At 64.8% G+C, this 25,486-nt stretch carries 28 protein-coding genes; 10 read left to right on the plus strand and 18 right to left on the minus strand.

Features of this window, described 5'->3' with window-relative positions:
- Positions 1-279: 279 nt before the first annotated feature.
- Entirely contained in the window at positions 280-3,822 is a 3,543-nt protein-coding gene (locus FHT09_RS03915; protein ID WP_258077189.1) for an ATP-binding protein, read from the plus strand.
- Positions 3,823-3,896: 74 nt separating this feature from the next.
- On the opposite strand, the gene mdtD is transcribed toward FHT09_RS03915, so the two are convergent.
- Positions 3,897-5,318 carry a multidrug transporter subunit MdtD gene (mdtD, locus tag FHT09_RS03920; protein WP_104605752.1) on the minus strand — a complete coding sequence of 474 codons (1,422 nt, stop codon included), beginning with the start codon at positions 5,316-5,318 and terminating at the stop codon, positions 3,897-3,899.
- Between the two features lie 444 nt (positions 5,319-5,762).
- Between mdtD and FHT09_RS03925 the strand changes: the two genes are divergently transcribed.
- Positions 5,763-7,286: an AraC family transcriptional regulator gene (locus tag FHT09_RS03925; protein WP_104605601.1), complete on the plus strand. Its 1,524-nt coding sequence runs from the start codon at positions 5,763-5,765 to the stop codon at positions 7,284-7,286.
- Between the two features lie 402 nt (positions 7,287-7,688).
- Here FHT09_RS03925 and FHT09_RS03930 read toward each other — a convergent pair whose 3' ends face one another.
- The 17 genes from FHT09_RS03930 to FHT09_RS04010 all read right to left on the minus strand — a co-directional run bounded on the left by FHT09_RS03930 (position 7,689) and on the right by FHT09_RS04010 (position 19,900).
- Positions 7,689-8,906: a hypothetical protein gene (locus FHT09_RS03930; protein WP_104605599.1), complete on the minus strand. Its 1,218-nt coding sequence runs from the start codon at positions 8,904-8,906 to the stop codon at positions 7,689-7,691.
- Between the two features lie 223 nt (positions 8,907-9,129).
- Entirely contained in the window at positions 9,130-9,753 is a 624-nt protein-coding gene (locus tag FHT09_RS20175; protein WP_223293132.1) for a hypothetical protein, read from the minus strand.
- A 608-nt stretch (positions 9,754-10,361) separates the two neighbouring features.
- The gene (locus tag FHT09_RS03940; protein ID WP_104605597.1) at positions 10,362-11,048 is read right to left on the minus strand and encodes a glycoside hydrolase domain-containing protein; all 687 of its coding nucleotides are present in this window, start codon (positions 11,046-11,048) and stop codon (positions 10,362-10,364) included.
- Positions 11,049-11,221: 173 nt separating this feature from the next.
- On the minus strand, positions 11,222-11,563 hold the full coding sequence (locus tag FHT09_RS20180) for a hypothetical protein (RefSeq protein ID WP_243848943.1): 342 nt from the start codon (positions 11,561-11,563) through the stop codon (positions 11,222-11,224).
- Between the two features lie 275 nt (positions 11,564-11,838).
- Positions 11,839-12,909 (minus strand): hypothetical protein, encoded by a 1,071-nt coding sequence (locus tag FHT09_RS03950; RefSeq protein WP_104605595.1) that lies wholly within the window; start codon positions 12,907-12,909, stop codon positions 11,839-11,841.
- Between the two features lie 19 nt (positions 12,910-12,928).
- A complete protein-coding gene (locus FHT09_RS03955; RefSeq protein WP_024939226.1) occupies positions 12,929-13,276 on the minus strand; it encodes a hypothetical protein in 348 nt (115 codons plus the stop codon).
- 79 nt (positions 13,277-13,355) lie between these two features.
- Positions 13,356-14,021 (minus strand): RebB family R body protein, encoded by a 666-nt coding sequence (locus FHT09_RS03960; RefSeq protein ID WP_166774384.1) that lies wholly within the window; start codon positions 14,019-14,021, stop codon positions 13,356-13,358.
- Positions 14,018-14,197, minus strand: a complete 180-nt coding sequence (locus FHT09_RS03965) for a RebB family R body protein (RefSeq protein WP_243848944.1) — start codon at positions 14,195-14,197, stop codon at positions 14,018-14,020. Before FHT09_RS03965 ends, FHT09_RS03960 begins: the two co-directional genes overlap by 4 nt.
- Before the next feature lie 89 nt (positions 14,198-14,286).
- Positions 14,287-14,622, minus strand: coding sequence for a hypothetical protein (locus tag FHT09_RS03970; RefSeq protein WP_104535983.1), 336 nt, complete (start codon positions 14,620-14,622; stop codon positions 14,287-14,289).
- A 106-nt stretch (positions 14,623-14,728) separates the two neighbouring features.
- A complete protein-coding gene (locus FHT09_RS03975; protein ID WP_047696493.1) occupies positions 14,729-15,001 on the minus strand; it encodes a RebB family R body protein in 273 nt (90 codons plus the stop codon).
- A 52-nt stretch (positions 15,002-15,053) separates the two neighbouring features.
- Positions 15,054-15,320 carry a RebB family R body protein gene (locus tag FHT09_RS03980; RefSeq protein ID WP_104535982.1) on the minus strand — a complete coding sequence of 89 codons (267 nt, stop codon included), beginning with the start codon at positions 15,318-15,320 and terminating at the stop codon, positions 15,054-15,056.
- Positions 15,321-15,350: 30 nt separating this feature from the next.
- On the minus strand, positions 15,351-15,620 hold the full coding sequence (locus FHT09_RS03985) for a RebB family R body protein (RefSeq protein WP_104535981.1): 270 nt from the start codon (positions 15,618-15,620) through the stop codon (positions 15,351-15,353).
- A gap of 22 nt (positions 15,621-15,642) precedes the next feature.
- On the minus strand, positions 15,643-15,936 hold the full coding sequence (locus tag FHT09_RS03990) for a RebB family R body protein (protein WP_104535980.1): 294 nt from the start codon (positions 15,934-15,936) through the stop codon (positions 15,643-15,645).
- A 794-nt stretch (positions 15,937-16,730) separates the two neighbouring features.
- A complete protein-coding gene (gene hemE / locus FHT09_RS03995) occupies positions 16,731-17,795 on the minus strand; it encodes a uroporphyrinogen decarboxylase (RefSeq protein WP_104535979.1) in 1,065 nt (354 codons plus the stop codon).
- An 8-nt stretch (positions 17,796-17,803) separates the two neighbouring features.
- Entirely contained in the window at positions 17,804-18,055 is a 252-nt protein-coding gene (locus FHT09_RS04000) for a WGR domain-containing protein (protein ID WP_006449079.1), read from the minus strand.
- 193 nt (positions 18,056-18,248) lie between these two features.
- Positions 18,249-19,361: a 3-dehydroquinate synthase gene (gene aroB / locus FHT09_RS04005; RefSeq protein ID WP_104606994.1), complete on the minus strand. Its 1,113-nt coding sequence runs from the start codon at positions 19,359-19,361 to the stop codon at positions 18,249-18,251.
- Entirely contained in the window at positions 19,358-19,900 is a 543-nt protein-coding gene (locus FHT09_RS04010) for a shikimate kinase (protein WP_104535977.1), read from the minus strand. The genes aroB and FHT09_RS04010 overlap by 4 nt, the downstream gene beginning before the upstream one ends.
- A gap of 380 nt (positions 19,901-20,280) precedes the next feature.
- On the opposite strand from FHT09_RS04010, the gene pdxH reads away from it, so the two are divergent.
- The 8 genes from pdxH to FHT09_RS04050 all read left to right on the plus strand — a co-directional run bounded on the left by pdxH (position 20,281) and on the right by FHT09_RS04050 (position 25,485).
- On the plus strand, positions 20,281-20,880 hold the full coding sequence (pdxH, locus tag FHT09_RS04015; protein WP_104606995.1) for a pyridoxamine 5'-phosphate oxidase: 600 nt from the start codon (positions 20,281-20,283) through the stop codon (positions 20,878-20,880).
- Positions 20,877-21,347, plus strand: a complete 471-nt coding sequence (aac(6'), locus tag FHT09_RS04020; RefSeq protein WP_104606996.1) for an aminoglycoside 6'-N-acetyltransferase — start codon at positions 20,877-20,879, stop codon at positions 21,345-21,347. The genes pdxH and aac(6') overlap by 4 nt, the downstream gene beginning before the upstream one ends.
- Positions 21,348-21,473: 126 nt before the next feature.
- A complete protein-coding gene (locus FHT09_RS04025) occupies positions 21,474-21,890 on the plus strand; it encodes a YjfI family protein (RefSeq protein ID WP_104533991.1) in 417 nt (138 codons plus the stop codon).
- A 12-nt stretch (positions 21,891-21,902) separates the two neighbouring features.
- Entirely contained in the window at positions 21,903-22,673 is a 771-nt protein-coding gene (locus tag FHT09_RS04030) for a PspA/IM30 family protein (RefSeq protein WP_104606997.1), read from the plus strand.
- A 25-nt stretch (positions 22,674-22,698) separates the two neighbouring features.
- The gene (locus FHT09_RS04035; RefSeq protein WP_104606998.1) at positions 22,699-23,781 is read left to right on the plus strand and encodes an ion channel; all 1,083 of its coding nucleotides are present in this window, start codon (positions 22,699-22,701) and stop codon (positions 23,779-23,781) included.
- Entirely contained in the window at positions 23,778-24,455 is a 678-nt protein-coding gene (locus FHT09_RS04040) for a YjfK family protein (protein ID WP_166774391.1), read from the plus strand. The genes FHT09_RS04035 and FHT09_RS04040 overlap by 4 nt, the downstream gene beginning before the upstream one ends.
- A 37-nt stretch (positions 24,456-24,492) precedes the next feature.
- On the plus strand, positions 24,493-24,897 hold the full coding sequence (locus FHT09_RS04045; RefSeq protein WP_005995053.1) for a DUF350 domain-containing protein: 405 nt from the start codon (positions 24,493-24,495) through the stop codon (positions 24,895-24,897).
- Between the two features lie 12 nt (positions 24,898-24,909).
- Positions 24,910-25,485: a DUF1190 domain-containing protein gene (locus FHT09_RS04050; RefSeq protein WP_104606999.1), complete on the plus strand. Its 576-nt coding sequence runs from the start codon at positions 24,910-24,912 to the stop codon at positions 25,483-25,485.
- Position 25,486 lies beyond the last annotated feature (1 nt).

Below are 25,486 nucleotides of genomic sequence, written 5' to 3' on the forward strand. Positions count from 1 at the left end.
TCAGGGCGCGCGCGACCGCGCAGGTGCCGATGGGACAGGGATGCGTGCGCAAGCCGGTCACGGCCGAGATGCCGGCCGAAGCGATCGTGGCTGCACGGCAGGCGCGCGCGGCTCGGGCAGTGACGGTGGAGAAGCCACGTGACGCGGGAACGGATGCGCCGCGCGGCAAGCTCGCTCGGGCTTGCTCGCACCGCGTGCGGCCCGCACTATGCGGCGACTCGTCGTGAAACCTGTCCAGTGCGCCTTTTTTTGTGTTTTTCCTATTGGTTGATCGCAGCAGTGTCGCTGTGTCTGTGCGTCGCGGTGCCACCTACAGGGGCGACCACGCGCGCGCTGCTCACGCCGGTGCCCAGTCAGGTCACGGTCGCCGACGGGTTGCCCTCGGACACCGTCAGTGAGCTGGCCGAAGACCAGCAGGGCTATCTCTGGATCGCCAGCGATGACGGCTTGGCCAGATTCGATGGCCGCAATTACCGCGTCTGGCGGATGGAAGACGGGTTGACCAGCAACGCGATCTGGACCCTGTGCGTCGATCGCGACAATCGGGTGTGGATGGGGTTCGAAAACGGCGGGGCCGGTTTTCTGGAGCCCAAGACACGCACGTTCAGGCGGCTGGAGAACCCGCAGTTTCCGGAGTTGCGCGAAATCACGGTGTGGGCGCTGGCAAACACCCCGAACGGCGATGTCTGGCTTGGTACCGCGGCCCACGGGCTGTACCGGCGACGTCCCGACGGCAGCATGCAGCGATTTTCCAACGTGCCCGACGACCCCACCAGCCTGCCGTCCGACAGCGTGATCGGGTTCGAGGTCGCGCCCGACGGAACATTGTGGATCGGGACCCATGGCGGGCTTGCTCGCTGGGACGGTGCGCATTTTCAACGGGTTGCGCTGCCAGGAACTACGCAGGCGATCAATCGGCTGCACATGGAGCACAGTGGCGACACCTTATGGGTGTCGGATGTGGCCGGCGACGCGTTTCGTGTGGGCGCCGACGGCCAGGCGCGGCCCCAGCCATGGCAGAAAGCCGTGAGCAAACGGCGGGTCATGGGGGTGTTGCTGCACGATCGCAGCGGGCGCTATTGGCTGGACACCGACAGCGGCCTGGGCCTGTCCACTGCAGGAACCGAGATCGGCAGCGTGCCGGTCTACAGCCTGTCGGCGCACGGCCTGGTCAGACGCAACTGGATTACAGCCTACGAAGATCGGGAGGGCGGGCTGTGGTTTGCGGCGCTCGAAGGCGGCCTGTGGCACCTGCCCCCGCATTGGGACACCTTTGCGGTACTGGCCCACCACGGCGGTGATCCACAGTCGCTGACCAATCCGTCCGTGCTGGCAACGGCGTCTTCGGCTGCCGGCGGTGTCTGGCTGGCTGGCTCGCGGCATGTACTGGAGTATCTCGATGCGGCAACCGGCCAACTGCAGACGCATCTGGCTCAGATCGACGCGCGTCCGCCCGATTCCATGCTCGAAAGCCGGCGCGGCTTGGTCTGGATCGGCGTCGAAGGAAAATTGATGCGGTATGACCCGCAGACCCGGCAAGTCAAGCGTTGGCCGTTGCGTGAGGATATCGAACCCGATCCAGACGGCGCTGCGGACCGACCGGGCTGGATGGCAGAGGACGCGCAGGGCCGACTGTGGGTGACGGTACTGGAATACGGTCTGCAAATCCGCAACCAGGAGGGGCGATTGCTGCGGACCATCGTCAATGGCAGTCATGGACTGGAGGTGTTGACCATCCTGGACATACGCCTTGGCCCGGATGGCCAGATATGGCTGAGCAACAACGCCGGTCTGCGGCGCTGGGACCCCGTGGCCGACCGATTTGTCCCCGTCGACGGTGCGCCGGCCCTGCCGACGTATCTGTTCCGGCTGGGAGAGGAGGGCGTGGTCTGGATCGGGTTGGCCGGCGAGATCCGGCGGTATCTGTGGGACGGAACGCGGCTCAAGCACCTGGATACCGTCGGAAAGGAGCAGGAGTTTCCGCTGGTGGCGCCCAACGGGCTGGTGGTCGACGCCCGGGGAGTCGCCTGGGTGTCCAGTCAACGCGGCCTGATCCGGATCGATCCGGGCAGCAGACTGGTGCGTGTATATGGGGTGCACGATGGGCTCCCCAACCAGCAGTTGCAGATCAATACATTGGTGCAGGCCGGCAGCGGGCGGATCGTCGCCGCATCGCCCGACGGCGTGGTGGTATTCGATCCGGCCACGATGCGCCCCAGCACGCGCAGGCCGCCGTTGATCATCGAACGCGTGGGCTTGCGGCGCGGGGAGCGTGGTCTGGATATCACCGGACAGGAGCCGCTCACGATGCAGGACGGCGACCGCGATCTGCATATCGTCGCGCGCCTGCTCAGCCTGGCCGATTCCGAATCCAACAGTTACCGATTTCGTTTGAGTGGCTACGATCCGGACTGGATCGATGTCGGTCCCAGCGGCGAGCGGCAGTTTTCGCGGCTGCCCGCGGGGCATTACACGTTGGAAGTGCAGGGGCGCACCGCCGACGGGATCTGGTCGGCCAGCCAGACGTTACGTTTCCAGGTGCTGCCGCCCTGGTGGTTGTCGCCGTGGGGACTGGTTTTTTTGGGCCTGCTCGCGCTATGCGTCATCGCCGCGGCGGTGCTGTTGTACCGCCGCCGCCTGCGGCGTTTGAATGCCTGGCAACTGGCGGTGCACAAGCAGGAGCTGGCCGAGCAGGCGTCGTTGGCCAAGACGCGCTTTCTGGCCACGCTTGGCCACGAGGTGCGTACCCCGATGACCGGTGTGCTGGGCATGAGCGAGCTGTTGCTCAAGACCTCGCTGGACAACAAACAACGCAGCTATACCGAATCGATCCGTCGTGCCGGCGCACATCTGCTGCGGCTGGTCAACGATGCGCTGGACCTGGCGCGGATCGAATCCGGGCGCCTGGAACTGGATCTGGAGCCGTTCTCGGTACGCCAGCTCGTGGCCGAGGTGGAGGGCTTGATGGCGCCCCTGGCGCAGGAGCGCGGCCTGCGTTTCAGCCTGGAAGTAGGGCTGCTTGGCGACATCACCGCCAGCGGCGATGTCACCCGCATTCGCCAGATTCTGCTCAACCTGCTCAGCAATGCGATCAAGTTCACCGAGCGCGGCGTGGTCGGGCTCAAGCTGACCACGCTGGGCTCGTATCAGGGGCTGCGTTTCGAGGTGGCCGATACCGGCCCGGGCATCAACGCCGACCAGAAAGCGCGCCTGTTCCAGCGCTTCGAACAGGGCGATGGCGCCAAGACCACCTCGCGTTACGGCGGCAGCGGCCTGGGTCTGGCCATCTGTCAGGAATTGGCGATGGCGATGGGCGGGCATATCGAGGTGATCAGCCGGTTGGGCGCCGGCACGCGCTTCGTGGTCGATCTGCCGCTGCGCTGGGTCGCCTCCAACGCCACGCTAGGCAGCGAGGTGGCGCGCGCGGGACGCGCGGTCGCCCCGCAGCGCATCCTGCTGGTGGAAGACGACCCCACTATCGCCGAGGTCATCGTTGGCCTGCTGCGTTCGCAAGGGCACTCGGTGGTGCATGCGCCGCACGGGCTGGCCGCGCTGACCGAAGCGGCCGACAACGCCTTCGATCTGGCCTTGCTGGATCTGGATCTTCCGGGGTTGGATGGTTTCGCCCTGGCGCGGCAGCTGCGCGTATTCGGTTACGACATGCCGCTGATTGCAGTGACCGCACGCTCGGACGAAGAGGCCGAACCCACCGCGCAGGAAGCCGGGTTCGACAGCTTCCTGCGCAAGCCGCTTACCGGAGACATGCTGGCCGACACCATCGCAGAAGCACTGCAACGCGAACGCCCGCGCGACGAGATCTAGAACCGTATGCTGCGTTGAAATCGCGCACGGCCCTGCGTTTGCGTACGGCGCCGGTCGATGCCGCAAAGGTCGCGTCATTCGGCGACTTCTTCCACCTGCCTGGGATGCGGCCGCGTCTCGGCCAGCTGCCAGAAGATCAGCGTCGACGACAAGGTGATGCCACCGACGCACAAAAAGGTTGCATGCAATGCGGCTGTGGCGCCGTGGCTGTCGCCCAGATGCGTGTTGAAGGCAGCCAATAGACTGCCCGCCGCCGCCGCGCCGAAGCCGGTGGCCAGCATCATCACCATCGACAACAAGCTGTTGCCGGGGCTGGCCTGCTCGCGATCCAGGTCGCGCAAGGTCACGGTGTTCATGACGGTGAACTGCAGCGAGTTCACCGCGCCAAAGCAGCCCAGCTGCACCAGCCGCAGCCATAGCGGCTGGCCGACATCGATCAAGGCAAAGCTGGCCATCGCCAGGCCTACCAGCACGGTGTTGAGCATCAACACGCGGCGATAGCCGAAGCGACCGACCAGCTTCACCGCGGCACGTTTGGCCGCCATGCCGGCCAACGCCACCGGCACCATCATCAGTCCGGCGTTCATCGGGCTCATGCCCAGGCCGACCTGCAACAACAGCGGAATCAGGAACGGCATCGAGCCGCTGCCCACCCGCGCGAACAGGTTGCCCAGGATGCCGATGCGATAGCTGGCCACCTTGAACAAGGCCAGCGGAAACAACGCCGCCGGCGTGCTGGCCGCATGCAGCCAGTAACCGGCCAATGCGGCGAGCCCGCCGATGGCCAGTAGCATGACAAAAGCATGGCGCAAGCCGAGCTCGGAGATGCCGTCCAGCGCCAGCGACAGCGCCACCATGCCGAACGCCAGCATCAGATAGCCGATCAGATCGAAGCGCTGGCGCGCATCGCCATAGTGGTCGGGCATGATCTTCAACGCAGCGATGAAACCGATCACGCCGATCGGCAGATTGATCAGGAACACCCAGTGCCACGAGGCGACTTCCACCAGGTAGCCGCCCAGCGTGGGACCGATGAGCGGGCCGATCAGTGCGGGAATCGCGATGAAACTCATCGCGCGCAGGAAATCGGCGCGTGCCACGGTCTTGAGCACTGCCAGCCTGCCCACCGGCAGCAGCATCGCCCCGCCAATGCCCTGCACCACGCGCGCGGCCACCAGCTGCGGCAGCTGCTGCGCGGCTGCGCACAGCAGCGAGCCCAGCGTGAACACGATGATCGCCGCAAGGAAGGTGCGCCGGGTGCCGAAGCGGTCCGCAATCCAGCCCGACGCAGGGATGAACATCGCCACCGCCAAGGCATAACTGAAGACCACCGACTGCATCTGCAGCGGACTTTCGTGCAGGCTGCGCGCCATCGACGGCAGCGCCGTATTGACGATGGTCGCATCCAGCATCTGCATGAAGATCGCCAGCGACACCAGCCATAGCAAGGGCTTGATGGTGTCGTAGGCACGCAAGGCGGAAACAAGCTGAGGCATGAGCATCGCCATAGGGAAGACAGCGCATTATCCCCGCGCCGCTGTGCAGGACGTCGCAACGGCATGCGGCACGTCGTTGCTTGAGTCCGTCGCAGTAACGCACCGATGTGCCGGTAACGAATGAGACGCGCTTCAACCAATCGCATTCAAGGTCGGCCACCTGCCACGAATCGTCGGGAAAGGGGAATGGTGGCGTGCTAATGCCCGCCATGGCTTGCAACAAGCGTTTGATTCGCTGGCGAATCCTTCGCTCCTCCGACGGGTCCAGACAAGGCAGGCGAGGGTCACTCCACGTTGCGATGGATCGATCGAGCGGGAGGTGGGGGAGCGTTGAACCTAAAAGCGGAATTCATTTCTTGGAGCTTTGCCGACGGTCTGGTCAGGGATGGCGCGACTTGGGTATGGCCGCCTTCTGAGCGCGCCGTTGATCAGGTCGGACTAATAATGGAAAAGCAGGTCTTAGACGTATTGCAGCGCGCCTATCTCCCGGGCGATCCCTTGGCGGCAATGCTCGGCAAGATCGCTGCGGAACTATCGCAGAGCGAGATCTTGAACGGTGCGACATGCGCGTTCGTCGGGGTAGCGCAAAGCGATCCGCTTGCTCCGGATCAGGCGAACGATCAGGCAACGATTGTGCGGTGTCTTCCGGTCCAGCACGCCAGGCAAGTGCTCGGTACGCTGCACGTGACCCCGGCCCACGGCGGCATGGCCGCGCAGGCGATGACGCTGTGTCGGCAGATCGCAAAATGTTGTGCGTACCTGATCAAGCGCGATGCAGCGCGGACGTTGGCGGAAGACCGGCTCGCTCGATCTTTGATGATGACGGGGGTCTGCGAAGAAGTCTGGATGATCGATGCGTTCGTCGAGCAGGCCGCAGACAGTCGTTTGCCAGTCATCGTGCGCGGCGAGTTCGGCACCGAGAAAGAGGAGGTGGCCGTTTTGCTGCATGCAGCTGCACCCTGGCGAGAGGGTCCGTTCGTTGCGGTCGATTGCGCTGCTCCCGACGACATGCCGGCAACATGGTTCGAGCGCGCAATGGGAGGAACGCTGTTCCTGCAGGGCGTGGATGAGCTCGACGACGCGACACAGCATCAACTTGCAGTGCATCTTCGGGGCAGGTCCACACCGTGGGCTATCTCGGGCGGCGGGGCCTTGCCGCGGGTGATCGCCTCCACGACCGCTGATCTGTCGCGCCGCGTACGTGCGGGGCGCTTCTCACGCGCGCTGCTGTCGCAACTGGATGTCCTGGCAATCGGGATCGCGCCGTTGCGCACCCGGCGGGCAGACATCGGTTTTCACGTCGAGCGCGTGCTGGATCGGCATGGACTGGATCACGGTCAGGTGGTCACCGAGGTGCTGATGGACGCCCTGACGCACTACCCATGGCCGGAAAACCTCCAGGAGCTGGAGCGGGTGGTGCTGCGCCTGGCGGTCATGACTGCAGGCAGGCCGGTCGGCAGCGCCGACATCCAGCGCCACGCACCGCGTCTGCTGGAAGGCCGGGCGCAAGGAGCGCAGCACGATGCGCGCGCCACGGTGTCGCGACAGGCCGATCCTCCGGCAGAGCCCACGCCGCCGGAAACGCCGGTCGACTGGATCGACGGCCTTCCGCATCGCCCCGGGCAACGTCTCGCCACCCTGCACGACGCACTGCGGCGCGCATTGGTGCATCTGGGCGAGCACTATGCCGAGCCGCTGACCCTGGGCGATCTGGCCCGGCAGGCGCACGTTAGCCAGTCGCATCTGGGCTTTCTGTTCCGCGACGAACTCGGCACCCCGTTCAAACCGATGCTGCAGCAGCTACGCATCGAAAAGGCCAAGGAGCTTTTGCACCGGCAACCGAAGCTGCGCATCACCGAAGTAGCGCTGAAGGTCGGCTTCGGCGACCTGAGCCATTTCGAAAAGAGCTTCCGGCGGCTGGTTGGGGTAAGCCCGCGTGAGTTCCGTAGGGTCTATGGCCAGGATTGACCGTCAGATATGAGGCCCCAACTTCGTGCTGGGTTCATCGGCTGGGCCCAGCATGCGGTTGCTTACAAATGCGCCGCCTCTCAGAAAAAATTCTATTCAAGCACCGATTGGTTGGGGTGGCCGACTTGCGGCGCCCGAAAAGATCGCCCGCGCCGGGTCGTGCCCATCGGCTGTCTCTACCTCTACTACATGCGCGGCATCGATCGCGTGCGTCAGCAATCCGTCCAATCCCGCTTCACTCCTGCGCTGCCGACAACGAGCTGGCATCATTCGGCCACGGGTACGGCAGTGCAAGGATGGTCCCGGATTGCTAGCGATCAGGTCCAGCGTAGCGAAAAAGCGCAGTTGTGGCACGGTTGGGCTGCCTGTAACGCATTGGGGCGGTCGGGCGAGTGACGTCTTTCAGGGACGACTAATGAACCGCCCTGTGGTTACCGGGAACCACTGAGCCAGCAAGTCCCTTTCAATGGCCTCCGGCCTTCCTGTCAGATCGGCATAGTGCTTGATGTAAACACTGCGATGGTGCCAATTTACAAAGATCGGATCGGGGTGCAGCATCGGTAGCGATGTCAGGCCCGCAACAACCGCACCGGAACCCACGGCTGCCCATCGGTCTCCGCTTTCCGTTTCCACACATCCCATGCCGTAGCCCAGTTGCCGCATTGCGATGTAGCTTCTATCGTCCTTGAGAATTTGTTCGTAGAGTTCCAATAAGCCGGTATCCTTCAGATTCAGGCATGAGCCGAGCTGCGTCCCATTATCCCGCAGGAATGTCTCCGCAAGATGCCGCACCATTTGTCCTGGTTCCGGAAAGATCTGGTTGCCGCCGCCCTTGCCATTCTTGGATGCGTTTCCGACAAGGGTCGCATGGGCACCAGGCATGAGGATTAGTTCCTTCTTTACTTTTACGTCCGGGATGATCGGAGTAAAGCCGCGCGCCCTCTCATCGCGTGCGTATACGGCGCGGTATTCCAGCACGTTGGTATTCAGTGTTGTCCTGTTTAACTGGAAATTCAAAGGACCGGGTACCGGGTCTATCGCAAAAATGTTGACGCAGATGTGGCGGAGCTGCGGGTCGGCATACATTGCATTGGCCATCATGTGGCAGGTAACTGCGCCACGGCTCCAGCCAATGAGGTTGACGCGGTCAGGCAGTGGTGTTCGCAGGACTTTTGCTCGCGCCTTTTGTAAAGCTTGGGGAACGATTTTTCGGTGCCTATTGGCAGGGGTCCAGCCACCAAAAGTGTTCTGCGGCTCAAGTCCAGCTGCTTCGGCAACTGCCTTTTCCCTTTGTAGGATGCGTATTTCCGCATCTGTCATTAAGGTCCTCATATGGCTGGGGTCCTTCTTGATCACCGCAATCGCGTGCTTGACGTTCTCCTCCCAGCCCGAGCCAAAAGTGGTGCCCCGAGCATCAGTGTAGTTCCCCGGGAGTGTCCATTTATCGTTTTCTTGTTGATTCCCGCTGCCCGGTCCATCCGCTATGAGCCAATCATCGAACTCCACCCCGAGATGGTTGCGTGCCAATGTGGAGATAAGCTGTCCTTCGCTGTAGTTTGCACTGTCGTAATCCAGGCTGTTCGATCCTGTCCCGCAAAAAAATACTGTGAATGTTGACATTCTTGATGTCTCCATAATCTCGGGTGGTTGGGTCGTTGTATTAATCTATGTGTGGATTACGGGGCTCGTGCACTACGGTGGTATGAGGGTGAACTCTTGATGCATTCATGGGGTGAAACGTGGCTTTTTCTGCTAAACTTTCGCTGTAGTCGAGTTGCGTGATTATTCAATGCACTGCTGTTGACCGGGGTTGTGATTGCGGCGGGCGTGTCATGTGGTGGATTTATATAAATCCACCCATGATGTTTTGCATCAAATGGCCTTGAAGCGAGTCGCGTACTTTTGTCAGTTGGATGACATAGGAGGAATAGTCGTTCTCCGACTCGAGAAGGTAGTTGATGAGCAGCGTGAGAGAAGCTAGGACGCAATTGAAGCTATTGAATCCGTCACCATTCTTCAGTGCGAAGACATTTATTTCCGGAGCCACAGCACGGAACCATCGCGGGAAATTTCCGGCATCCTCCTCTGTTACAGGTATCTCGAAACTGACGCAGGTCGGGTCGTCAAGCATGGCGCTATCATCTTGCCAGTGGCCTCCACCGCCTTGGCCAAAGAACGCCCATGGATAACCCGACACATTCGGTACCAGTCCCCTGACGAACTGGACCCGCCCGCGAAGACGAGACAGAACGGCCGTATGACCTGTAAATTGCTGTAACAGGGGGGAGCGCGATAATCTTGAGGATCCGATTCCCATGTTTTGCTCGGTCCAAGCGATCAAGGTCGGGTCGGGGTCGACTTCATAGCGCATGTCTGGCCGGTGCCTCCAACGTCCTTGGTGTCGTGAGATGCCTGCGATGCCGACGGAATTGGTTTGTTCTGACATCAAATCAACTATTACTGTCATTTCACATCTCCTTTCGGGGCGGAAGGTGCAGGCCGGCATATGTCGTACCGAGATCGAGCGACCTGATGGCGGAGTTCTCTTGCCGCTGCGGTAATGCGTACTCGTGGGCTGGCTGCTGCAGGCGCTAGGTTTTATGCGGTTAGATCGGCATGATCCCGGTCTGCGGGGATACGCGTATGCACGCTCGATACAGACGTGGGCTCTTGGACAGGGGTGTCCGAGCGTTTAGTAATACCGCCGATTTCTCTATACTTTATTGGGGAAAGTCACAGTTATTATTCTTTCCGAGGGCGCTAGCCAATCGTTGCAGGGCCCTTTGGGCGAGGGTTGCTATGGAATATTGATGTGATTCCATGGAGGTAGGTCCGCACCAGGCGTTGATCCGGATTCGGCTTTGGCCTGGTTTCGACGAGTGCGTTGGCGGATTGATTGACGCAGGTGATGCGCTTATCCGGTCGTTTAATGCATTGAATCAGTGCGGGGGAAAGTGGGGTGATGCGTGGTGTCGTCTATCGATGCAGGGAGTGTCGGGTTGGTTGCAAGGGATCTTCATGCATTGCTGGAGTTTATGGGTTTCTGCTTTTTCCCGATGCAGGAAATACGCGCAATCACGCCGAGCTCGGATCGGCTAAACTCGAATAACTGAGGTCAACTTCCAGCCCATCGCACGGCGTACCAGGAAGCGACAGCACCGCATCCTGTTCGTATTGCCAGAGCATGGCCTGGGAATAGCCGCAGCCGGCCGGATCGGAGGGCTGGACGTGCCGGATGTCGCCGGCGTAGAGGTGACGCCCTGCCGTGGAGACCCGCCAGGCCCAGACGCGCGGGGAGGGGCGGGGGCCGATCCGCGACAGCAGTTCCACTGCGCGCGCGTGCGAGCAGTACAGGCCGGGCGAAAAACCATTGCCCAACAGCGCGGCGATCCACATACGGATGTAGTCGATGGCTGCCTGTGGCGGGCTGCCGCCATCTTCCCAGTCGAGATAGACCACCGCGCCATCGGGAAAGCCTTCGGCGCGTGCCAGCGCTGCGGCCTGTGCACCATCGAGGCTGCCCTGCCGGGCGGTGACGTCGTGCGAACCGGGGCCGACCGTCTGCTGACCAAGGTAGACGGGCGCCAGGCCCCAGCCTTGTGCGATCAACGCAGCGCGTTGGCCCATCCAGCCGGTGTCGGCATGGCTTGGCGCCGGTGCCAGGTAGTAGCCGCACCACACCAGGTCGGTCTGCGTTTTGAGCCACTGCAGCGCGGGAAGTCCTGGGAATTGATCGGTGTCGAAACCTGCATAGAACGTCATGTCGGAATTCCTTCGGATCGGACGTTGGCTGGGCCGGGGCTAGATGGCCGCGGCAAGTGGAGCTGCGCTGCTGGATCAACGTGGCGGCGGGGAGCCGGCAGACCGGCGCCAATGAGACCGGACGGGTTCATCGCGAGACCGGCTTCATCGCAACGCCGAAACGCATCGCTCCGTCAGCTGGCTATTCCGTCGTCGGCGTTCGGAGTGGCCGGCGACGTCGCCGCCATTGCCTGCTCGGTCTGCTGCTGCGCGGCGGTCACCGCCGCAGCGGCGGCCTGTTCGGCCTGCTGCAGTGCCTGGTTTGCGCTATCGATCGCCTGGTCATTGCCAGCTGCGGCGGTCGCGGCGGTTGCGGCCTGCATGGCCGCCCGTACTGCCCTATCGCTGGCCGCCATCGCCTGATCGATCTGGGCTTGCGCCGCTTTCAGCGCCGCTTCGATCTGCGAGGATCCTGACGATTGCGCAGTGGAGGCTGGTGTCTGGTCCGGGGGCGTGGGCTGAGTATCGTCGGACATGCTGGTATCTCCTGAAGTGGACGCGGAATGGAGCGGGGTGACGGCATCGGCACGCGATGGTCGCATCGGCGCGGCGAGTGGTGCGGTTTCGGTTGGGCGCTGCGCTGCAAGCGCGCGCAGCCTCTCACCCAGTGCGTTTTCGGCCTGCGCCATGCCCTGGCGTGCGGCCGCTAGGGCAGCGGCGCGACCTGCATGCACCGCTTCGCGCGCCGCGTCGGCGGCGCTGGTCGCAAGCGGGGCCTGGTCGCCGGCCGCAGCAGGCGGCGGCGGTGCGCTCACTGCGTGGCCTCCGCATCCGTGTCTTGCGAGGTGGTGGGTGATGCAGGTGCGGCACCGAAATCGCGCAGCGAGATGACGCCGTTGTTGACCTGCAGCAGCGCAGCCAGGGTGTCGTTGTGCATGGAGAACACGCAGCTGCTGCCGTCCTGGCCCAGCACCCCGCGGCTGGGCCGGTTGGCCGCCAGGAATGCCTGCGCCGACTGCAGGTAGAGGCGGATCGCGTCGCTCGCCGCCTGGTCGTCGCCTTCGCCTCGGTAGCGGGTGTGCTGGACGATCTGCTGGGCTGCTAGCGATAGCCGCGCGAAGCCGATCTGGCGACCGCGTGCCAGCCATTCGGCCACGCTGCGCTCGACCTCGTTGGGCGAAGGCAGCCCCTGGACCTGTGGGCAGTCCAGGGTGGTGAACAGCTGCGGCAACAGCGTCTGCAGCGCCGAAGCCGCCGCATGCGCGCGCTCGTCCGCAGCTGCGATGGTGGAGCTGCAGGCCAGGTAGAAGCGGTAGTAATCGCAGAATTCCATCGGCGTGCGCGCCTGCTCGACCGCGAAAGCCGCTGCCTCCTGTTGCAGTGCCGGCGTCACGTTGGCCGGCGGCGCGTCTGCAGCCAGTTGGCGTAGCGCCAGGCTTTCTTCCAGGTCCAGCGACTGGAGCACGCCGGCGCCATCGATCTTCAGCTGTGTCAGCAGGCTGCGGCCTGCGGCCAGGTCGCTTGCGGTGTACAGGGCGTTGTCACGGAAGATGCGCTGCAGCTGCGCCTTGACCACCGAGCCGGTGTCGCCGGCCTCTGCCTGCGCCAGCGTGGCCAGGTCGGTCGGGCTAAAGGTCATCAGCTTGACCGGGCTGACCTTCAGTTCCAGCTGCGGCAACAAGGCCAGGCGCGAGCCGTGCAGGCCTTGCTGCACCTCGTCGAGCAAGCTGCTCTCGTCGGGAAAGTCATAGCGCACACCGGGCGACTGGATCGCCCATGCCAGCCACTGCGTGCCTCCATCGATGAAGGCCAGGCACTGCCTGCCCAGCGTCGAGAGCATCGTCGGCATCGAGATCAGGCGGCCTGCGATCGAAACGGACATTGCATGACTCCTTGTGAGGTCAACCAGCGGGGAAATTCTTCAGCACCAGCCCGGCCGCCGAACCGATCCTGGCGAAGTCGTCGGTGGCGCCCTGCATCAGCGCCTGCGCCTGGGTGAGTGCGGTGACGTACTTGTCATCGCCGGTGGCCAGGTACTGCGCCATCGCCACACCAACGGCCGTGGTTGCGATCGTGGAGACATTGCGCAACGCGTCGGTGGCGTCCTGCACCGCAATGGCGGTGGACTGCGCCACCGATTGGTAGGCTTTGCCGGCTCCGCTGGTCAGCACGACCTGCGGGCTCATGGTCGCCAGCTGCACCTGGTTGATGACATCGATGACCTGCGCATTGACCTTTGTCGGTTCCATCTTGGTTCCCATGGAATGATCGGCCGCCTTTCAATGAGGCCTGGTGGTAGGGGTGGCTGACCTCATCTCTGCAGACGGCCTACGACTGAGCAGGCGGCGCAGGTGCAGGTGCAGAGCTAGATGCAGATGCAGGTGCAGCAGGAGCAGCAGGTGCAGATGCAGCAACAACAGGGGGTGTGCCAGCAGCTGCAGCTGCGGGTGAAGTTGCCGGTGCAGCAGCAGGAGCATCAGGAGTGGCAGCATGATCGGGGCCGGCGCCGGGGGCGGGGGGAGTGGCGGGCAGGGGCGGCGGGACGCTCAGCGCATGCACTTCCATGAGGTCGGCGGTGGCGGTCGCAGCATCTGCCGAGGCGCCTTGTGCTTGCGTCTTCAGCACGTCGACGGCCACCTTGGCTTCCGCCGCGGCGGCGGCGATGAGCGCTGCCGGCGGGGGCGGTACAGGGGGAGGGCCAGGCAACGGCGCAACCGTAGGTGGTGGTCCGGGTGGCGCAGGCGGTGGTAGTGGTGGCGGAACCGGGAACGGTGCCGAGATCATCTTGGCGCAGGCGGCGGTGATCGCTGCTGCATTGATCATGCCGGCGCCTTGCTGCCGGTTGACGGCGTTGTGCATCGCCATGCCCAGCGTCTCCAGCATCACGGCATCGAGCATGCCGAGCGCCTGTGCGGGTGCCTGACCGGTGGTCAGCGTGACGATGCTGCTCACCGCATCGACGATCTGGCTGTTCACGCTACTGTCGTCGATCATGACGAAGTCGCTCCCTTCTGGATGATTAAGGCAAGGATCTGGGTGAGAGCTGCATCGGCAAGCACCTGCCCGCGCTGCTGATTGGCAACCGCGTTTTCCATTGCCAGGGCGATGGAGTCCGACAGCGCCAGATAGGTCGCCGCCATCGCGAAGGCCGGCGCCTGCCCGATGGCCATCGCCGCGCCTGTAGCGGCAGTGCCGACCAGGCTGGCGACGCTTGCGGCCTGCGCGCTTGGCTCCATGACGGGGCACTGGCGTCGGCGTTCTAGGCCAACGACGGCCTGCGCTGTTCAACGCCAGCCGACGCCGAGAACAGCACGGTGTTCTGTGGTTCGTGTCTGCACGCGTACTGCAAGGCCACGCCATCGGGCACGCGTTCCAAGAATGCAAAGTTGCCTTGCGGCAGGTTGATAACGCTATCCAGCTTCTGGCGATAGACCAACGGTTGCGCGCCGGGAATCACCGGCAGGATGCCGTCGAACTCGACGTTGATCACTGCCTTTTGGTGCGGCGCGAACGTCGCCACAATGGTGCGGCCCCGGATCAGTCTGACGACGACGTCCAGGGTGTTGGACGTCGGGATATGACGTAGTTGCAGCATGAGGCGTCCTTTCTCGATTCGATCAACGAAACCGCGTGGGGTTGGCATCACATCGCTTAGTCAACCGGGCGCCGCTCGTGCGGCAGCAGCGGCGCCCGGTGGCCGATCAGGTCAGACCGAGGATTTGCCTGGTGGCGACGCCTTCGGATGCGGTATCGACCGAATACAGGGTGGACACGCCCTGGGTCGTCGATGCCTGCATCGTCACGTAGGACTGCTGCTGGTTGTTGGTGGCGTTGTGCGCGGCGTTGGACAGCGCCTGGCTGGTGGCAACGAACAGGTTGCCCATTGCAATCGCCGGCGCATCGCCGAGGACCTTGGTGTTGACCTGGGAAACGGAATCGGTGATCTGGCTGTTGACGGCGGTCGGAAAGGCCATGGTGATAGCTCCTTGAGGTAGTGAAGAAATGAAGACGCTGCGGCGTTAGCGGTTAGCCGAGAATCTTCTTGGTGGCGGCACCCGTGGCGCCGGTATCGAGCGAATACAGCAGCGAAACGCCCATCGTGGTTGCTGCCTGTGCGGTGACATACATCTGTTGTTGCGCGAGTGTTGCGTTGTGGGCCGCATTTGCCAGCGCCTGCGCGGTGGCCTGGTACAGATTGCCCATGGCTGCGGCTGGAGCGCTTCCCAATACCTGCAGATTGGCCTGGGTAACCGAGTCGGTGATCTGGTCGTTGACGGCGGTGGGAAATGCCATTGGCGCATGTCCTTGGCGTTAGCCGGGCCGTCAGACGCCCAGGATCTGCTTGGTGACGACGCCGCTGGTGGCGGTGTCGATGGAGTACAGGGTGGCCACACCCATGGTGGTGGCCGACTGCGCGGTGACATAGCTCTGCTGCTGCGCGTTGGTCGCGTTATGGGCAGCATTGGCCAACGCTTGTGCGGTTGCCTGATACAGATTGCCCATCGCGATGGCCGGTGCATCGCCCAGGACTTTGGTATTGACCTGGGTGACGGAATCGGTGATCTGATTATTGACTGCAGTCGGAAATGCCATTTTCTTCTCCTAAAGATTCGAGTTAGCGCGAGACGAGCCCAGGCACGCCGGTGCTCAGAACCTGCTTGGTCGCAACCCCGGTGGTGGCGGTGTCGATGGAATAGAGGGTGGCCACGCCCATGGTGGTGGCCGACTGCGCGGTGACATAACTCTGCTGCTGCGCATTGGTCGCGTTATGGGCGGCATTGGCCAGTGCCTGCGCGGTGGCCTGGTACAGATTGCCCATGGCGATGGCGGGGGCATCGCCCAGCACCTTGGTATTGGCTTGTGTGACGGAGTCGGTGATCTGGTCGTTGACGGCGGTTGGAAATGCCATGCGTTTCTCCTTGTTCTCGAATGAGTGGAGCGTTTGAACAAACGTGACGATGTCGAGGTTCGGCAGGCGGCCTGCCTGTCCGGAGATGTGTTGCAGTGGCACCGCATCACCGTGGAGAAACAGTAGATCTCCTTGCTCCGGAAATATTGGTTTAAACGACGGCAATGCCGGGCTTATCGACGTGAAGCCGATCCGCTTTAGAGCGGTATGCGAGGTAATGACGCGTTTTGGAACGGCGTGCGGGGAATGTCGCGGGGAATCGCGAAGGGAGTTACACAAAGACCATGCGGAACAGGCGAGCACAGGCTGCTCTTGACGCAAGGCAGGAAAGCTCGCGTTCGCTTGGCGATTCTTTGCGGCAAGTCAATGGCCAGCCGACACGCTGTCGGAGCCTTGCGAAACCGGAGCCCACGCGCATCGATGATTGACCTCAGTGCGGTTGAGCGCGGCGCGCATCACCTCGCAGTGACGTCGGCAGGGTGCTCACTGCCGCATATCACCGGGGTGGCGAAATAACGTTCAACGGAACGAGGCGGGCAGGCCGTGTTTGGAGCGGATGCAGACGCGATGCGGGTGAAGGCATGGAGGCTGGCCTTGCGATCGCTGAAGACTGCCTTCGTCGCTGTGCCGCGTGCCTGGGATGGCCTGGCAGCAGCAGAGACGTCCCGGCGGTGCTGCCGATCTATTGCTGATGCAGCCACCGCCCGTCATCACGCTCAGCGCGCGCTACTCGGGTGCGCGCGTTGAGCGGCGGTGGACAGCACAACGGTGCGCTGTCCACCCGTGCCTTGGCATTACCGCTTGCTCAGCGTCTGCACCGCTTCCACCAGCACACCCACATGTTCGGGATTCATATCCGGCGACATGCCGTGGCCGAGGTTGAAGACATGGCCTTCGCGCGAGCCGCCGTTGCCTTGTGCGTAGCTGTCCAGGGTCTTGCCGACCTCGGCGCGGATCGCCTCGGGCGAGCCGTACAGGGTGGCCGGGTCCAGGTTGCCTTGCAGGGCGACGCGGCCGCCGGCGCGCTGGGCGGCGTCGGCCAGGGAGATGGTCCAGTCCACGCCTACCGCTTCGGCGCCGCTGGCCGCCAGCTCGCTCACATAGGCGCCGTTGCCCTTGCCGAACAACACCAGCGGGGTGCGCTCGGCGCCGTCGCCGCGTTCCAGCTCGCGCGCGATGCGGGTGAGGTAGGGCAGCGAGAATTCGCGGTACATCGCCGGCGACAACACGCCGCCCCAGGTGTCGAACACCTGCAACGCCTGTGCACCGGCCGCGCGTTGCGCCGACAGATAGGCGATCACCGCATCGGTGACGGTGCCGAGCAGGTGATGCAGCACGTCCGGCGCGTTGAAGGCCATCGCCTTGATGCGCGCGTATTCCTTGCTGCCGCCGCCTTCGATCATGTAGCAGGCCAGCGTCCACGGGCTGCCGGAGAAGCCGATCAACGGCACCGCGCCGTCCAGCTCACGGCGGATCAGGCGCACCGCATCCATCACGTAACGCAGCTCGGTTTCCATGTCCGGCACGCCCAGCCGATGGATCGCGGCGGCATCGCGCACCGGGTGGCGGAACTTGGGGCCTTCGCCTTCGACGAAATACAGCTCCAGGCCCATCGCATCGGGAATGGTCAGGATGTCGGAGAACAGGATCGCCGCGTCCAGCGGGAAGCGTTGCAGCGGCTGCAGCGTCACTTCGCAGGCGATCTCGGGGTTCTTGGCCATGCCCAGGAAGCTGCCGGCGCGCGCGCGGGTTGCGCGGTATTCGGGCAGATAGCGGCCGGCCTGGCGCATCAGCCACACGGGGGTGCGGTCGACGGGCTGACGGTTCAGGGCACGCAACAGGCGATCGTTCTTGAGCATGGTGTTCCTCAGCGCGGCGCGTCGGCGCCGCCGGTGATGAGTTGGAAGCCGCGTTTGAGGTGGGTGTCGCGCGCCTTGTCGAAGGCCCGGTCCGCTTCGTCCTGCAGCAGGTATTGGTCGCGTCGCAACTGCGAGCGTCCACCGATCTCGCCGCTCTCGCGCAGCAGCTCCCAGCCGCCGAACAGATCCGGTTGCAGGGTCAGCTGGACGTAGCGGAGCGGCGCGTTGCCGCCAGGATCGTGTTGCAAGTGGATGCGCATGACGCCGATTGTAGCCGGGCGGTGCTGAAGGCTGGGAGCAGTGGGCGCGCCGGGTTGCTCCGCTTGCGAAGGGGGCGTTGGCAGGCAATGCGTAGGAGCGCACCTGGGCGCGATGGGGATCTACCGGCAAGGCCCTGTCGCGCCCGGAGGCGCTCCTACGAATGGGCCGGAGACTAGTGAGCGATGGCGTTGCTCAGCCTGTCAGGATTTCCAGCACTGCCGCCTCGTCGACATCGGGCACCACCTCGGCCTTGCCGATGCCGCGCCACAACACCAGCCGCAGGCGGCCGGCGATGTTCTTCTTGTCCAGCCGCATGCGCCCCAGCAGTGCCTGTGGCGACAGGCCGGGCGGAATGGCGGTCGGCAGATCGAACTCGTGCAGCAGGGTACGCAGCGCCTCGGTGTCCTGCGCATCGCTCATGCCCAGCGCGGCCGACAGCCGGGCGGCCAGCACCATGCCCACCGCGACCGCTTCGCCATGGTTGAGGTTGTCGTTGCCGGGTGCGCCGTAGCCCTGTTCGGTCTCGATCGCATGGCCGAAGGTGTGGCCCAGGTTGAGCAGGGCACGCTCGCCCTTTTCCAGCGGGTCGCGCGCGACGATGTCGGCCTTGTGCTCGCAGCTGCGCGCGATCGCCTGCGCCAGCGCGTCGGCATCGCCCTCCAGCAACGCGCGGCGTTCGGCATGCAGCCACTGGAAGAACAGCGGGTCGCGGATGGCGCCGTACTTGATCACCTCGGCCAGCCCGGCGCGCAGCTCGCGCGCGGGCAGGGTGTGCAAGGTGTCGGTATCGGCGATCACCGCGCGTGGCGGATGGAACGCGCCGACCAGGTTCTTGCCCTGCGGGATGTCCACCGCGGTCTTGCCGCCGACCGAGGAATCCACCATCGCCAGCAGGCTGGTGGGCAGTTGCACGCAGTCCACCCCGCGCATCCAGCAGGCCGCCGCAAACCCGGCCAGATCGCCGACCACGCCACCGCCGAGCGCGAATACGCAGGCATCGCGGGTGGCGCCCAGCTCGGCCAATGCCGCGATCGCGGCGCCGAAATTGTCCAGCGTCTTGGAAGCCTCGCCGGCGGCGATCACCAGCTCGCCCAGCTGCAGGTCCGGGCGCGCCTGCAGCAGCGCCTTGCGCAGGCCGGCAGCGTAATGCGGGGCCACCTGCGAGTCGCTGAGCAGCAATGCGTGGCGGCCACGCACATGGCTGGCCAGGCGCGCGCCGTCGGCCAGCAGGCCGGGCGCAATGGTAATGGTGTACGGCTGCGCACCGTCGACATCGACGCTGCGCGAGGAACGGGAAGGTGTCATGCGGGGGTACTCGACATACGCCATTGCGCGGCCAGGCGCAGCACCAGCTGCGCGGTGGCCTCGGCGGGGGAGAAGTGATCGGTTTCCAGGCTGAGGTCGGCGACCTCCTGGTACAGCGGGGTGCGCTGCGCGGCCATCGCGTGCAGCACCTGCTCGCGGTCGGCGCGCTGCAACAGCGGCCGGTTGCGGTCGCGCGCCAGCCGGGTGAGCTGTGCCGGCACGCTGACGTGCAGGTACACAACGAAGCCGCGCTCGCGGATGCGCTGGCGGTTGAGCGGATCCAGCACCGCGCCACCGCCGGTGGAAATCAGCTTGTTGTCCTGCTCCAGCAGCGTCTGCAGGGTCTGGCCCTCGTGCTGCCGGAACCGCGCTTCGCCATGCTGCTCGAAAATGGCCGGAATGCTGCTGCCGACCTGCTCGACGATGGCCTGGTCCACATCGACGAACTCCAGCCCGAAGCGCTCGGCCAGGCGGCGGCCGATACAGCTTTTTCCGGCGCCCATCGGGCCGACCATCACGAGATTGGGAGCGGGGTTCATGCGCAGGGATCGTAGCATTCGGGCCCGCGCATCGGGCCGATCGGCATGGACTGAAACCATTCCTGCGCGGCGCCCGTCGGCTGCACGCAGCAGCACCGACACCCGCCGCGGCGTGGAGAACGGCTGCAAGCGAACGTGGCGAGCGCTTGGCAGCCAGGCGTCGGCGACGCAAGGACGCCCAGGAGCACGCGCGCAACGTGGGAGAACACCACGGTGTCGCGCGGCGTGCCGTCGGGGTGGCGGGCGCGATTGCGCAGCACGCTTTCCGGGCGCCAGCCGCAGGTCCTGGCAGCGCGCGCGGACCTGTCAGCCGCCGCGCATAGGCGAAGCAGGCGCGATGCGCCCACAATAGGCGTCAATCTTGCTGCCCTCGCACCGCCATGACCGATCTGTACGCAGAAGCCCTTGCCACCTTTACCGCGCTGTATGCCGAGGCGCATGCCGGCGCCGAGCTCGAAGCCAGCGCAATGACCGTCGCCACCGCCAACGTGGACGGTCGGCCGAGCGCGCGCACCGTGCTGCTCAAGGCTTTCGATGCGCGCGGGTTCGTGTTCTACACCCATCTGGACAGCGCCAAGGGCCGCGACCTGCAGACCCATCCGCAGGCCGCCCTGCTGTTCCTGTGGCGCAGCCTGCGCGAGGCCGGCATCCAGGTGCGCATCGAAGGCGGGGTGCAACTGGTCGGCGCGGAGGAATCGGATGCCTACTTTGCCTCGCGCCCGCGCATGAGCCAGATCGGTGCCTGGGCCTCGCTGCAGTCGCAGACGCTGGGCTCGCGCGAGGAGTTCGACGCGGCCATCGCCAAGGTCGAAGCCACCTTCCAAGGCCGCGAGGTGCCGCGTCCGGATGGCTGGGGCGGGTTCCGGGTGGTGCCGCAGGCATTCGAGTTCTGGTACGGCGCCACGTTCCGCCTGCACGAGCGCTGGCGTTACGAGGCCGATGCGGCCAGCCACTGGAGCAAGCGGATGCTGTATCCGTGAGCGCGCAGGCCGGGTGGCGGGTGCGTGCGGCGGTCGGCGCCGATGCGCAGGCCTTGCTAGCCTTGCGCCTGGCCTTGTGGCCGGATGCCGACGATGGCGTCGCCGACGACAGCCTCGCCGAGCTGCAGGCCGCGCTGGCGCAGGCAGACGCCAGCCACCTGCTGGTGGTGGACGACGCGGATGCGGCGCTGGGGTTTGCCGAGGTCTCGGTGCGCCACGACTACGTCAACGGCACCGACAGCACGCCGGTGGGCTTTCTGGAAGGCTGGTATGTGAGTCCAGCCCGGCGCGGCCGCGGGCTGGGTCGCGCGCTGGTGGCCGCGGCAGTGGAGTGGACGCGGCAGCAGGGCTGCGCGGAGCTGGCCTCCGATGCGCGGCTGGAAGACAGCGGCGCCCAGGCGGCGCATGCGGCATGCGGCTTCGAGCCGACTGAACGGGTGGTCTACTACCGCCTGCCGCTGGCCTGACCGGCCGACGTCCGGCCCTTTCTGCCGGTCGCGGACAGTCTGTAGTATGTCCGCCCATTGCACGACCGTTGCCGCATCACTGCATCTGCATCACCACCGCTGCATGACCAAAGGACAGGACATCGTATGACGCAGTACACCACTGTCGAATTGCACGGCCTGCTGGCCGAGCGCTACCGCGACCAGCCGATCGAGGTCGAGCTGATCGACGGCCTGGAACCGGCCATCAACCTCACCCTGGCCGAGCATGGCGACATGCAGATCCAGGTCGCCGCCTCCGGCTCGCAGGTGTTCGTCTCCACGCTGCTGGCCAATGCCGACCAGGTCAGCGACCGCGCGGCGTTCAACGATGCCTGCCTGCGGCTCAACCCGCTCAACCCGTTGTCCAACCTGGGCCTGGTGCAGGTCGACGGCAAGGACAGCTATGTGGTCTTCGGCGAACTGTCGGCGTCGTCCACGCTCGACCAGATCGACGAGGAAATCCAGACCCTGGCGGCCAATACGCTGGATGCCGCCGAATCTCTCAAGCCGTTCTTTTCCTAAAGGCGTGTTGTCATGAGTATCTTTTCAAAGCTGATCACGCTGCTGCGTGGCACTGCACACGAAACCGGCCAGAAGGCGGTCGACGCCAACGCGCTGCGCATCCTGGACCAGGAAATGCGCGATGCCGGTGCCCAGCTCACGCGCTCGCGTGAAGAGCTGACCAAGCTGATGGCGCAGAGCAAGCTTGCCCAGCAGAAGATCGACGCGCGCGCCGGCAAGATGGCCGAATACACGCGCTACATCGAAGGTGCGCTGGCCAAGGGCGACGAATCGCTGGCCCACGACGTGGCGAGCAAACTCGCTGCGCTGGAAAGCGAGGACACCGGCGACAAGGCCTCCAAGACGGCGTTGGACCAGTCGGTGGTGACGCTCAAGGCCACCATCCAGAAGACCGAGAACCAGCTGCGCGGCATGCGCCAGCAGATCGATACGGTCAAGGCCACCGACGCGGTGCAGAAGGCGCAGGCGGCGATTGCCGCGCGGCATTCCGGCGCCAGCAGCAAGATGGGCTCGGCACTGGAATCGCTGGAGCGGATCAAGGCGCGTCAGGCCGAAACCTCCGCACGCATCGAATCGGCCGAAGAGCTGGAAGCGTCCAGCGGCGACGGCGATCTGAATCGGCGTCTGGCTGCGGCCGGCCTGATGGAAGGCGAGTCCAACGCCGCCGCCGTGCTGGCACGCTTCAAGAAGCCGGTCCAGCTCGGCCACGACACCGCCGGCGGCAGCGCGCCGCTGATCGGCCAGGTGCGCGACGTGCAGCAGGTTCCGCGCAGCGACAGCTGATCCGCCGCACGGCACAGGACGCGCCATGATCATCGTCGGAAAGCTGTTGCGGGTATTGCGGCGCCACGTGCGCCGCGTCAGCTGGGGCATGGTGGCGCTGGCATTGCTGGCGCACATGGCGCTGAGCTGGGTGTTGCTGCTGCTGGCCGGCGAGCACAGGCTCGTTGGCCTGGACGCGTTTCCGTATTACTACATGACCACCGCCACCACCATCGGCTACGGCGACCTGTCGCCGGGTTCGGTGGCCGGGCGCTATATCGCCGCGTTCGTGCTGATGCCGGGCGCAGTGGCGCTGTTCGCCACGGTGCTGGCCAAGACCAGCGGCGTGCTCATTACCTTCTGGAGGCGCCACCACATGGGCAAGATGGCTTACGCCGATCTGCGCGGGCACACCATCCTGATCGGCTGGCAGGGCGCCGCGTCCATGCGCCTGCTGGAGCTGTTGCTGTCCGACACCGCCACCGACGACGAAGGCGTGGTGCTGATCGCCGAGGGCGTGGCCGAGAACCCGATGCCCGACCATATGCGCTTCATTGCCGCCGAGTCGTATACGCATACCGAGGTCTACCTGCGTGCCGGCATCGCCGGCGCGGCGCGGGTGATCGTCAACCCGCCCTCGGACGACCAGACCCTGGCGGCGGTGTTCGCGCTGATGGCGCATGCGCCGCGTGCGCACATCGTGGCGCACTTCGACTTGGGCAGCGCCGCGCGGCTGGTCAATTGCCACTATCCGGCGATCGAATGCACGCGGCCGATGACCGCCGAGATCCTGGCCCGCGCTGCGCAGGATCCGGGCAGCGCGGCGATCACGGCCGAACTGCTGTCGGTGGACGATGGCCCGACCCAGTTCAGCCTGGCGGTTCCTGCCGATGTCGACCCGCTGGACTACCGCCTGCTGGCCGCCGATTTTGGTCAGCGCGGCGCCCTGTTGCTGGGCCTGCGCGCGCCCGATGGCGCGCTGCGCTTGAACCCGCCCGCACACACCGCGGTGCCGGCCGGTGCCATGCTGTACTACCTGGCCGAACAGCGCGTGCCCGCGCATGCCATCGCATGGCAGGCGCTGCGCGCTGCCACCGTGTCCCGTTCCCCATCGCCACAAGGTGCATGACGATGAGTTTTTTCAGCAAGTTGTTCGGTCAACCACAACCGCCGCCGTTGCCCGCATCCGGCACTGGCGCCATCGGTCACGCGCTGCCGCTGGGCTTGCGCGTGGGGGGGCAGCTGGAGATCGATACCACGTTGTACCGCATGGCACCGGAGGCCATGACCGCCGAGCTGCCGGGCGGGCATCAAGGCATTCCGTGCTACGGCCATGTCAATCTGGGCGACGGCTATGCCCTGCACCGTTTCTATCTGGACGACGATGCGTTCCTGCAGGTCACCACGGTCGGCGGCGATCTGGAAGCGATGAAGGCGTTCGTGTATTGCGAGACGGTCAATCCGCCCAGCAAGCAGGCGTTTCAGGAGTTCGTGATGCAGCATCCGCATCTGGGTGCGGCGCAGATCGAGTACGCCGGCAAGCGCTGGCAGCGCGCCACGCAGTCCACCGACGATGCCGCGCGGATTCCGCCGATCGCCTACGACGAGGTGCTGTACCGCTATCAGCCGCCACGCCGCGATGGCGATCTGACCCACTACGCCATGCTCTACAGCCGCGATGTGCCGGAGCTGCAGCGCGAGGAATTCCTGCTGGTCACCGGCGAGGATTCCGGCCCCAACGAATTCTGCGTCACCTATGCAGTCGGCATCGATGTCACCGTCGCCGATCTGGATATCACCTGAGCGTGCGCGCTCGTCTTCCACCTACACTGGTCCTGTCATGAACCCGATCAACCTGCAGAGTTTTCTCGCGTTTCTTTCCTACTTCGGCACCGGCCTGGGCGTGTTGATCGTCGCGGTGGTGCTGGTGACCCTGGTCACCCCGCACAAGGATTTCACCCTGCTGCGGCAAGGCAACGTGGCTGCGGCCACCGCGTTGGCCGGCAACCTGATCGGTGTGGCATTGCCGCTGCATTCGGCCATCACCCATTCGGTGAGCCTGGTCGATGCGCTGATCTGGGGTGCGGTCGCCTGCGGCATCCAGGTCGTGGCGTATCTGCTGGCCAACCTGGTGGCCGGGCGCATCTCGCGGCAGATCACCGACAACGTCACCGCCGCCGGCATCTTCTCGGCCGGCGTGTCGATTGCGGTCGGGCTGATCAATGCCGCAGCGATCACGCCGTAACGGAGCGCAGGCATGAAGCGATCACGCAATCTCAAGCTCACCCTGATGGCCGCATTGCCGGCCGCCTTCGTCACCGGCTGCGGTTCCGAACCGGAAACCGGCGTGGTGCTGCAGTCGGCCTCCGACTGCTACCAGATCAAGCAGGAACAGACCGACATCCAGCAATGCCTCAAGGCCTACGACGAGGCGGTGGCCAAGCACCAGCAGGCCGCGCCGCGCTTCAATACGCGCTACGAGTGCGACGAGCAGTTCGGCAGTTGCACGGCGGTGCAGACGGCGCAGGGCCAGCAGAGCTGGATCCCGCCGATGGGCGGGTTTTTGCTGGGCTACGCGTTGGGCAACATGACCGGTGGTGGCGGCTATCGCTATGGCGGCGCGGTGCCGCTGTACCGCGATTACCGCAGCGGTGGGTACTACAAGCCCAATGGCGATCTGGCCAGCAACCGCGTCGGCACCGTCCGCGGGCGCAGCGGTGCCATCGACATGCCGTCGCGGGCGATCACCGTGTCGCGCTCGGGTTTCGGCTCCAGTGCGGCGGCGCGCAGTTCGTTCGGCAGCGGCGGGCGCAGCTCCGGATACGGCGGCTGAC

It is taken from the genome of Xanthomonas sp. CFBP 8152 (assembly GCF_014199025.1).
GTDB classification, from domain to species: domain Bacteria; phylum Pseudomonadota; class Gammaproteobacteria; order Xanthomonadales; family Xanthomonadaceae; genus Xanthomonas; species Xanthomonas arboricola_B.

Bases quoted from the DNA above. Each gene is read 5' to 3' on its own strand.
- FHT09_RS03965 (WP_243848944.1), bottom strand. From the start codon at position 14,197: ATGGCCATCGGGCAGGCGCCGGCCTTCGCGATGGCGGCGACCTATCTG.
- FHT09_RS04040 (WP_166774391.1), top strand. From the start codon at position 23,778: ATGACGATGAGTTTTTTCAGCAAGTTGTTCGGTCAACCACAACCGCCG.
- FHT09_RS04000 (WP_006449079.1), bottom strand. From the start codon at position 18,055: ATGCGCATCCACTTGCAACACGATCCTGGCGGCAACGCGCCGCTCCGC.
- FHT09_RS04025 (WP_104533991.1), top strand. From the start codon at position 21,474: ATGACGCAGTACACCACTGTCGAATTGCACGGCCTGCTGGCCGAGCGC.
- FHT09_RS20175 (WP_223293132.1), bottom strand. From the start codon at position 9,753: ATGACAGTAATAGTTGATTTGATGTCAGAACAAACCAATTCCGTCGGC.
- FHT09_RS03970 (WP_104535983.1), bottom strand. From the start codon at position 14,622: ATGCTGCAACTACGTCATATCCCGACGTCCAACACCCTGGACGTCGTC.
- FHT09_RS03980 (WP_104535982.1), bottom strand. From the start codon at position 15,320: ATGGCATTTCCCACCGCCGTCAACGACCAGATCACCGACTCGGTTACC.
- FHT09_RS04035 (WP_104606998.1), top strand. From the start codon at position 22,699: ATGATCATCGTCGGAAAGCTGTTGCGGGTATTGCGGCGCCACGTGCGC.
- mdtD (WP_104605752.1), bottom strand. From the start codon at position 5,318: ATGCCTCAGCTTGTTTCCGCCTTGCGTGCCTACGACACCATCAAGCCC.
- FHT09_RS03930 (WP_104605599.1), bottom strand. From the start codon at position 8,906: ATGTCAACATTCACAGTATTTTTTTGCGGGACAGGATCGAACAGCCTG.
- FHT09_RS04030 (WP_104606997.1), top strand. From the start codon at position 21,903: ATGAGTATCTTTTCAAAGCTGATCACGCTGCTGCGTGGCACTGCACAC.
- FHT09_RS03955 (WP_024939226.1), bottom strand. From the start codon at position 13,276: ATGGAACCGACAAAGGTCAATGCGCAGGTCATCGATGTCATCAACCAG.
- FHT09_RS20180 (WP_243848943.1), bottom strand. From the start codon at position 11,563: ATGTCCGACGATACTCAGCCCACGCCCCCGGACCAGACACCAGCCTCC.
- FHT09_RS03940 (WP_104605597.1), bottom strand. From the start codon at position 11,048: ATGACGTTCTATGCAGGTTTCGACACCGATCAATTCCCAGGACTTCCC.
- FHT09_RS04050 (WP_104606999.1), top strand. From the start codon at position 24,910: ATGAAGCGATCACGCAATCTCAAGCTCACCCTGATGGCCGCATTGCCG.
- hemE (WP_104535979.1), bottom strand. From the start codon at position 17,795: ATGCTCAAGAACGATCGCCTGTTGCGTGCCCTGAACCGTCAGCCCGTC.
- FHT09_RS04010 (WP_104535977.1), bottom strand. From the start codon at position 19,900: ATGAACCCCGCTCCCAATCTCGTGATGGTCGGCCCGATGGGCGCCGGA.
- FHT09_RS04045 (WP_005995053.1), top strand. From the start codon at position 24,493: ATGAACCCGATCAACCTGCAGAGTTTTCTCGCGTTTCTTTCCTACTTC.
- FHT09_RS03960 (WP_166774384.1), bottom strand. From the start codon at position 14,021: ATGATCGACGACAGTAGCGTGAACAGCCAGATCGTCGATGCGGTGAGC.
- FHT09_RS03990 (WP_104535980.1), bottom strand. From the start codon at position 15,936: ATGGCATTTCCAACCGCCGTCAACGACCAGATCACCGACTCCGTCACA.
- FHT09_RS03985 (WP_104535981.1), bottom strand. From the start codon at position 15,620: ATGGCATTTCCGACTGCAGTCAATAATCAGATCACCGATTCCGTCACC.
- FHT09_RS03925 (WP_104605601.1), top strand. From the start codon at position 5,763: ATGGAAAAGCAGGTCTTAGACGTATTGCAGCGCGCCTATCTCCCGGGC.
- pdxH (WP_104606995.1), top strand. From the start codon at position 20,281: ATGACCGATCTGTACGCAGAAGCCCTTGCCACCTTTACCGCGCTGTAT.
- FHT09_RS03950 (WP_104605595.1), bottom strand. From the start codon at position 12,909: ATGTCCGTTTCGATCGCAGGCCGCCTGATCTCGATGCCGACGATGCTC.
- aroB (WP_104606994.1), bottom strand. From the start codon at position 19,361: ATGACACCTTCCCGTTCCTCGCGCAGCGTCGATGTCGACGGTGCGCAG.
- FHT09_RS03975 (WP_047696493.1), bottom strand. From the start codon at position 15,001: ATGGCCTTTCCGACCGCCGTCAACAGCCAGATCACCGATTCCGTTTCC.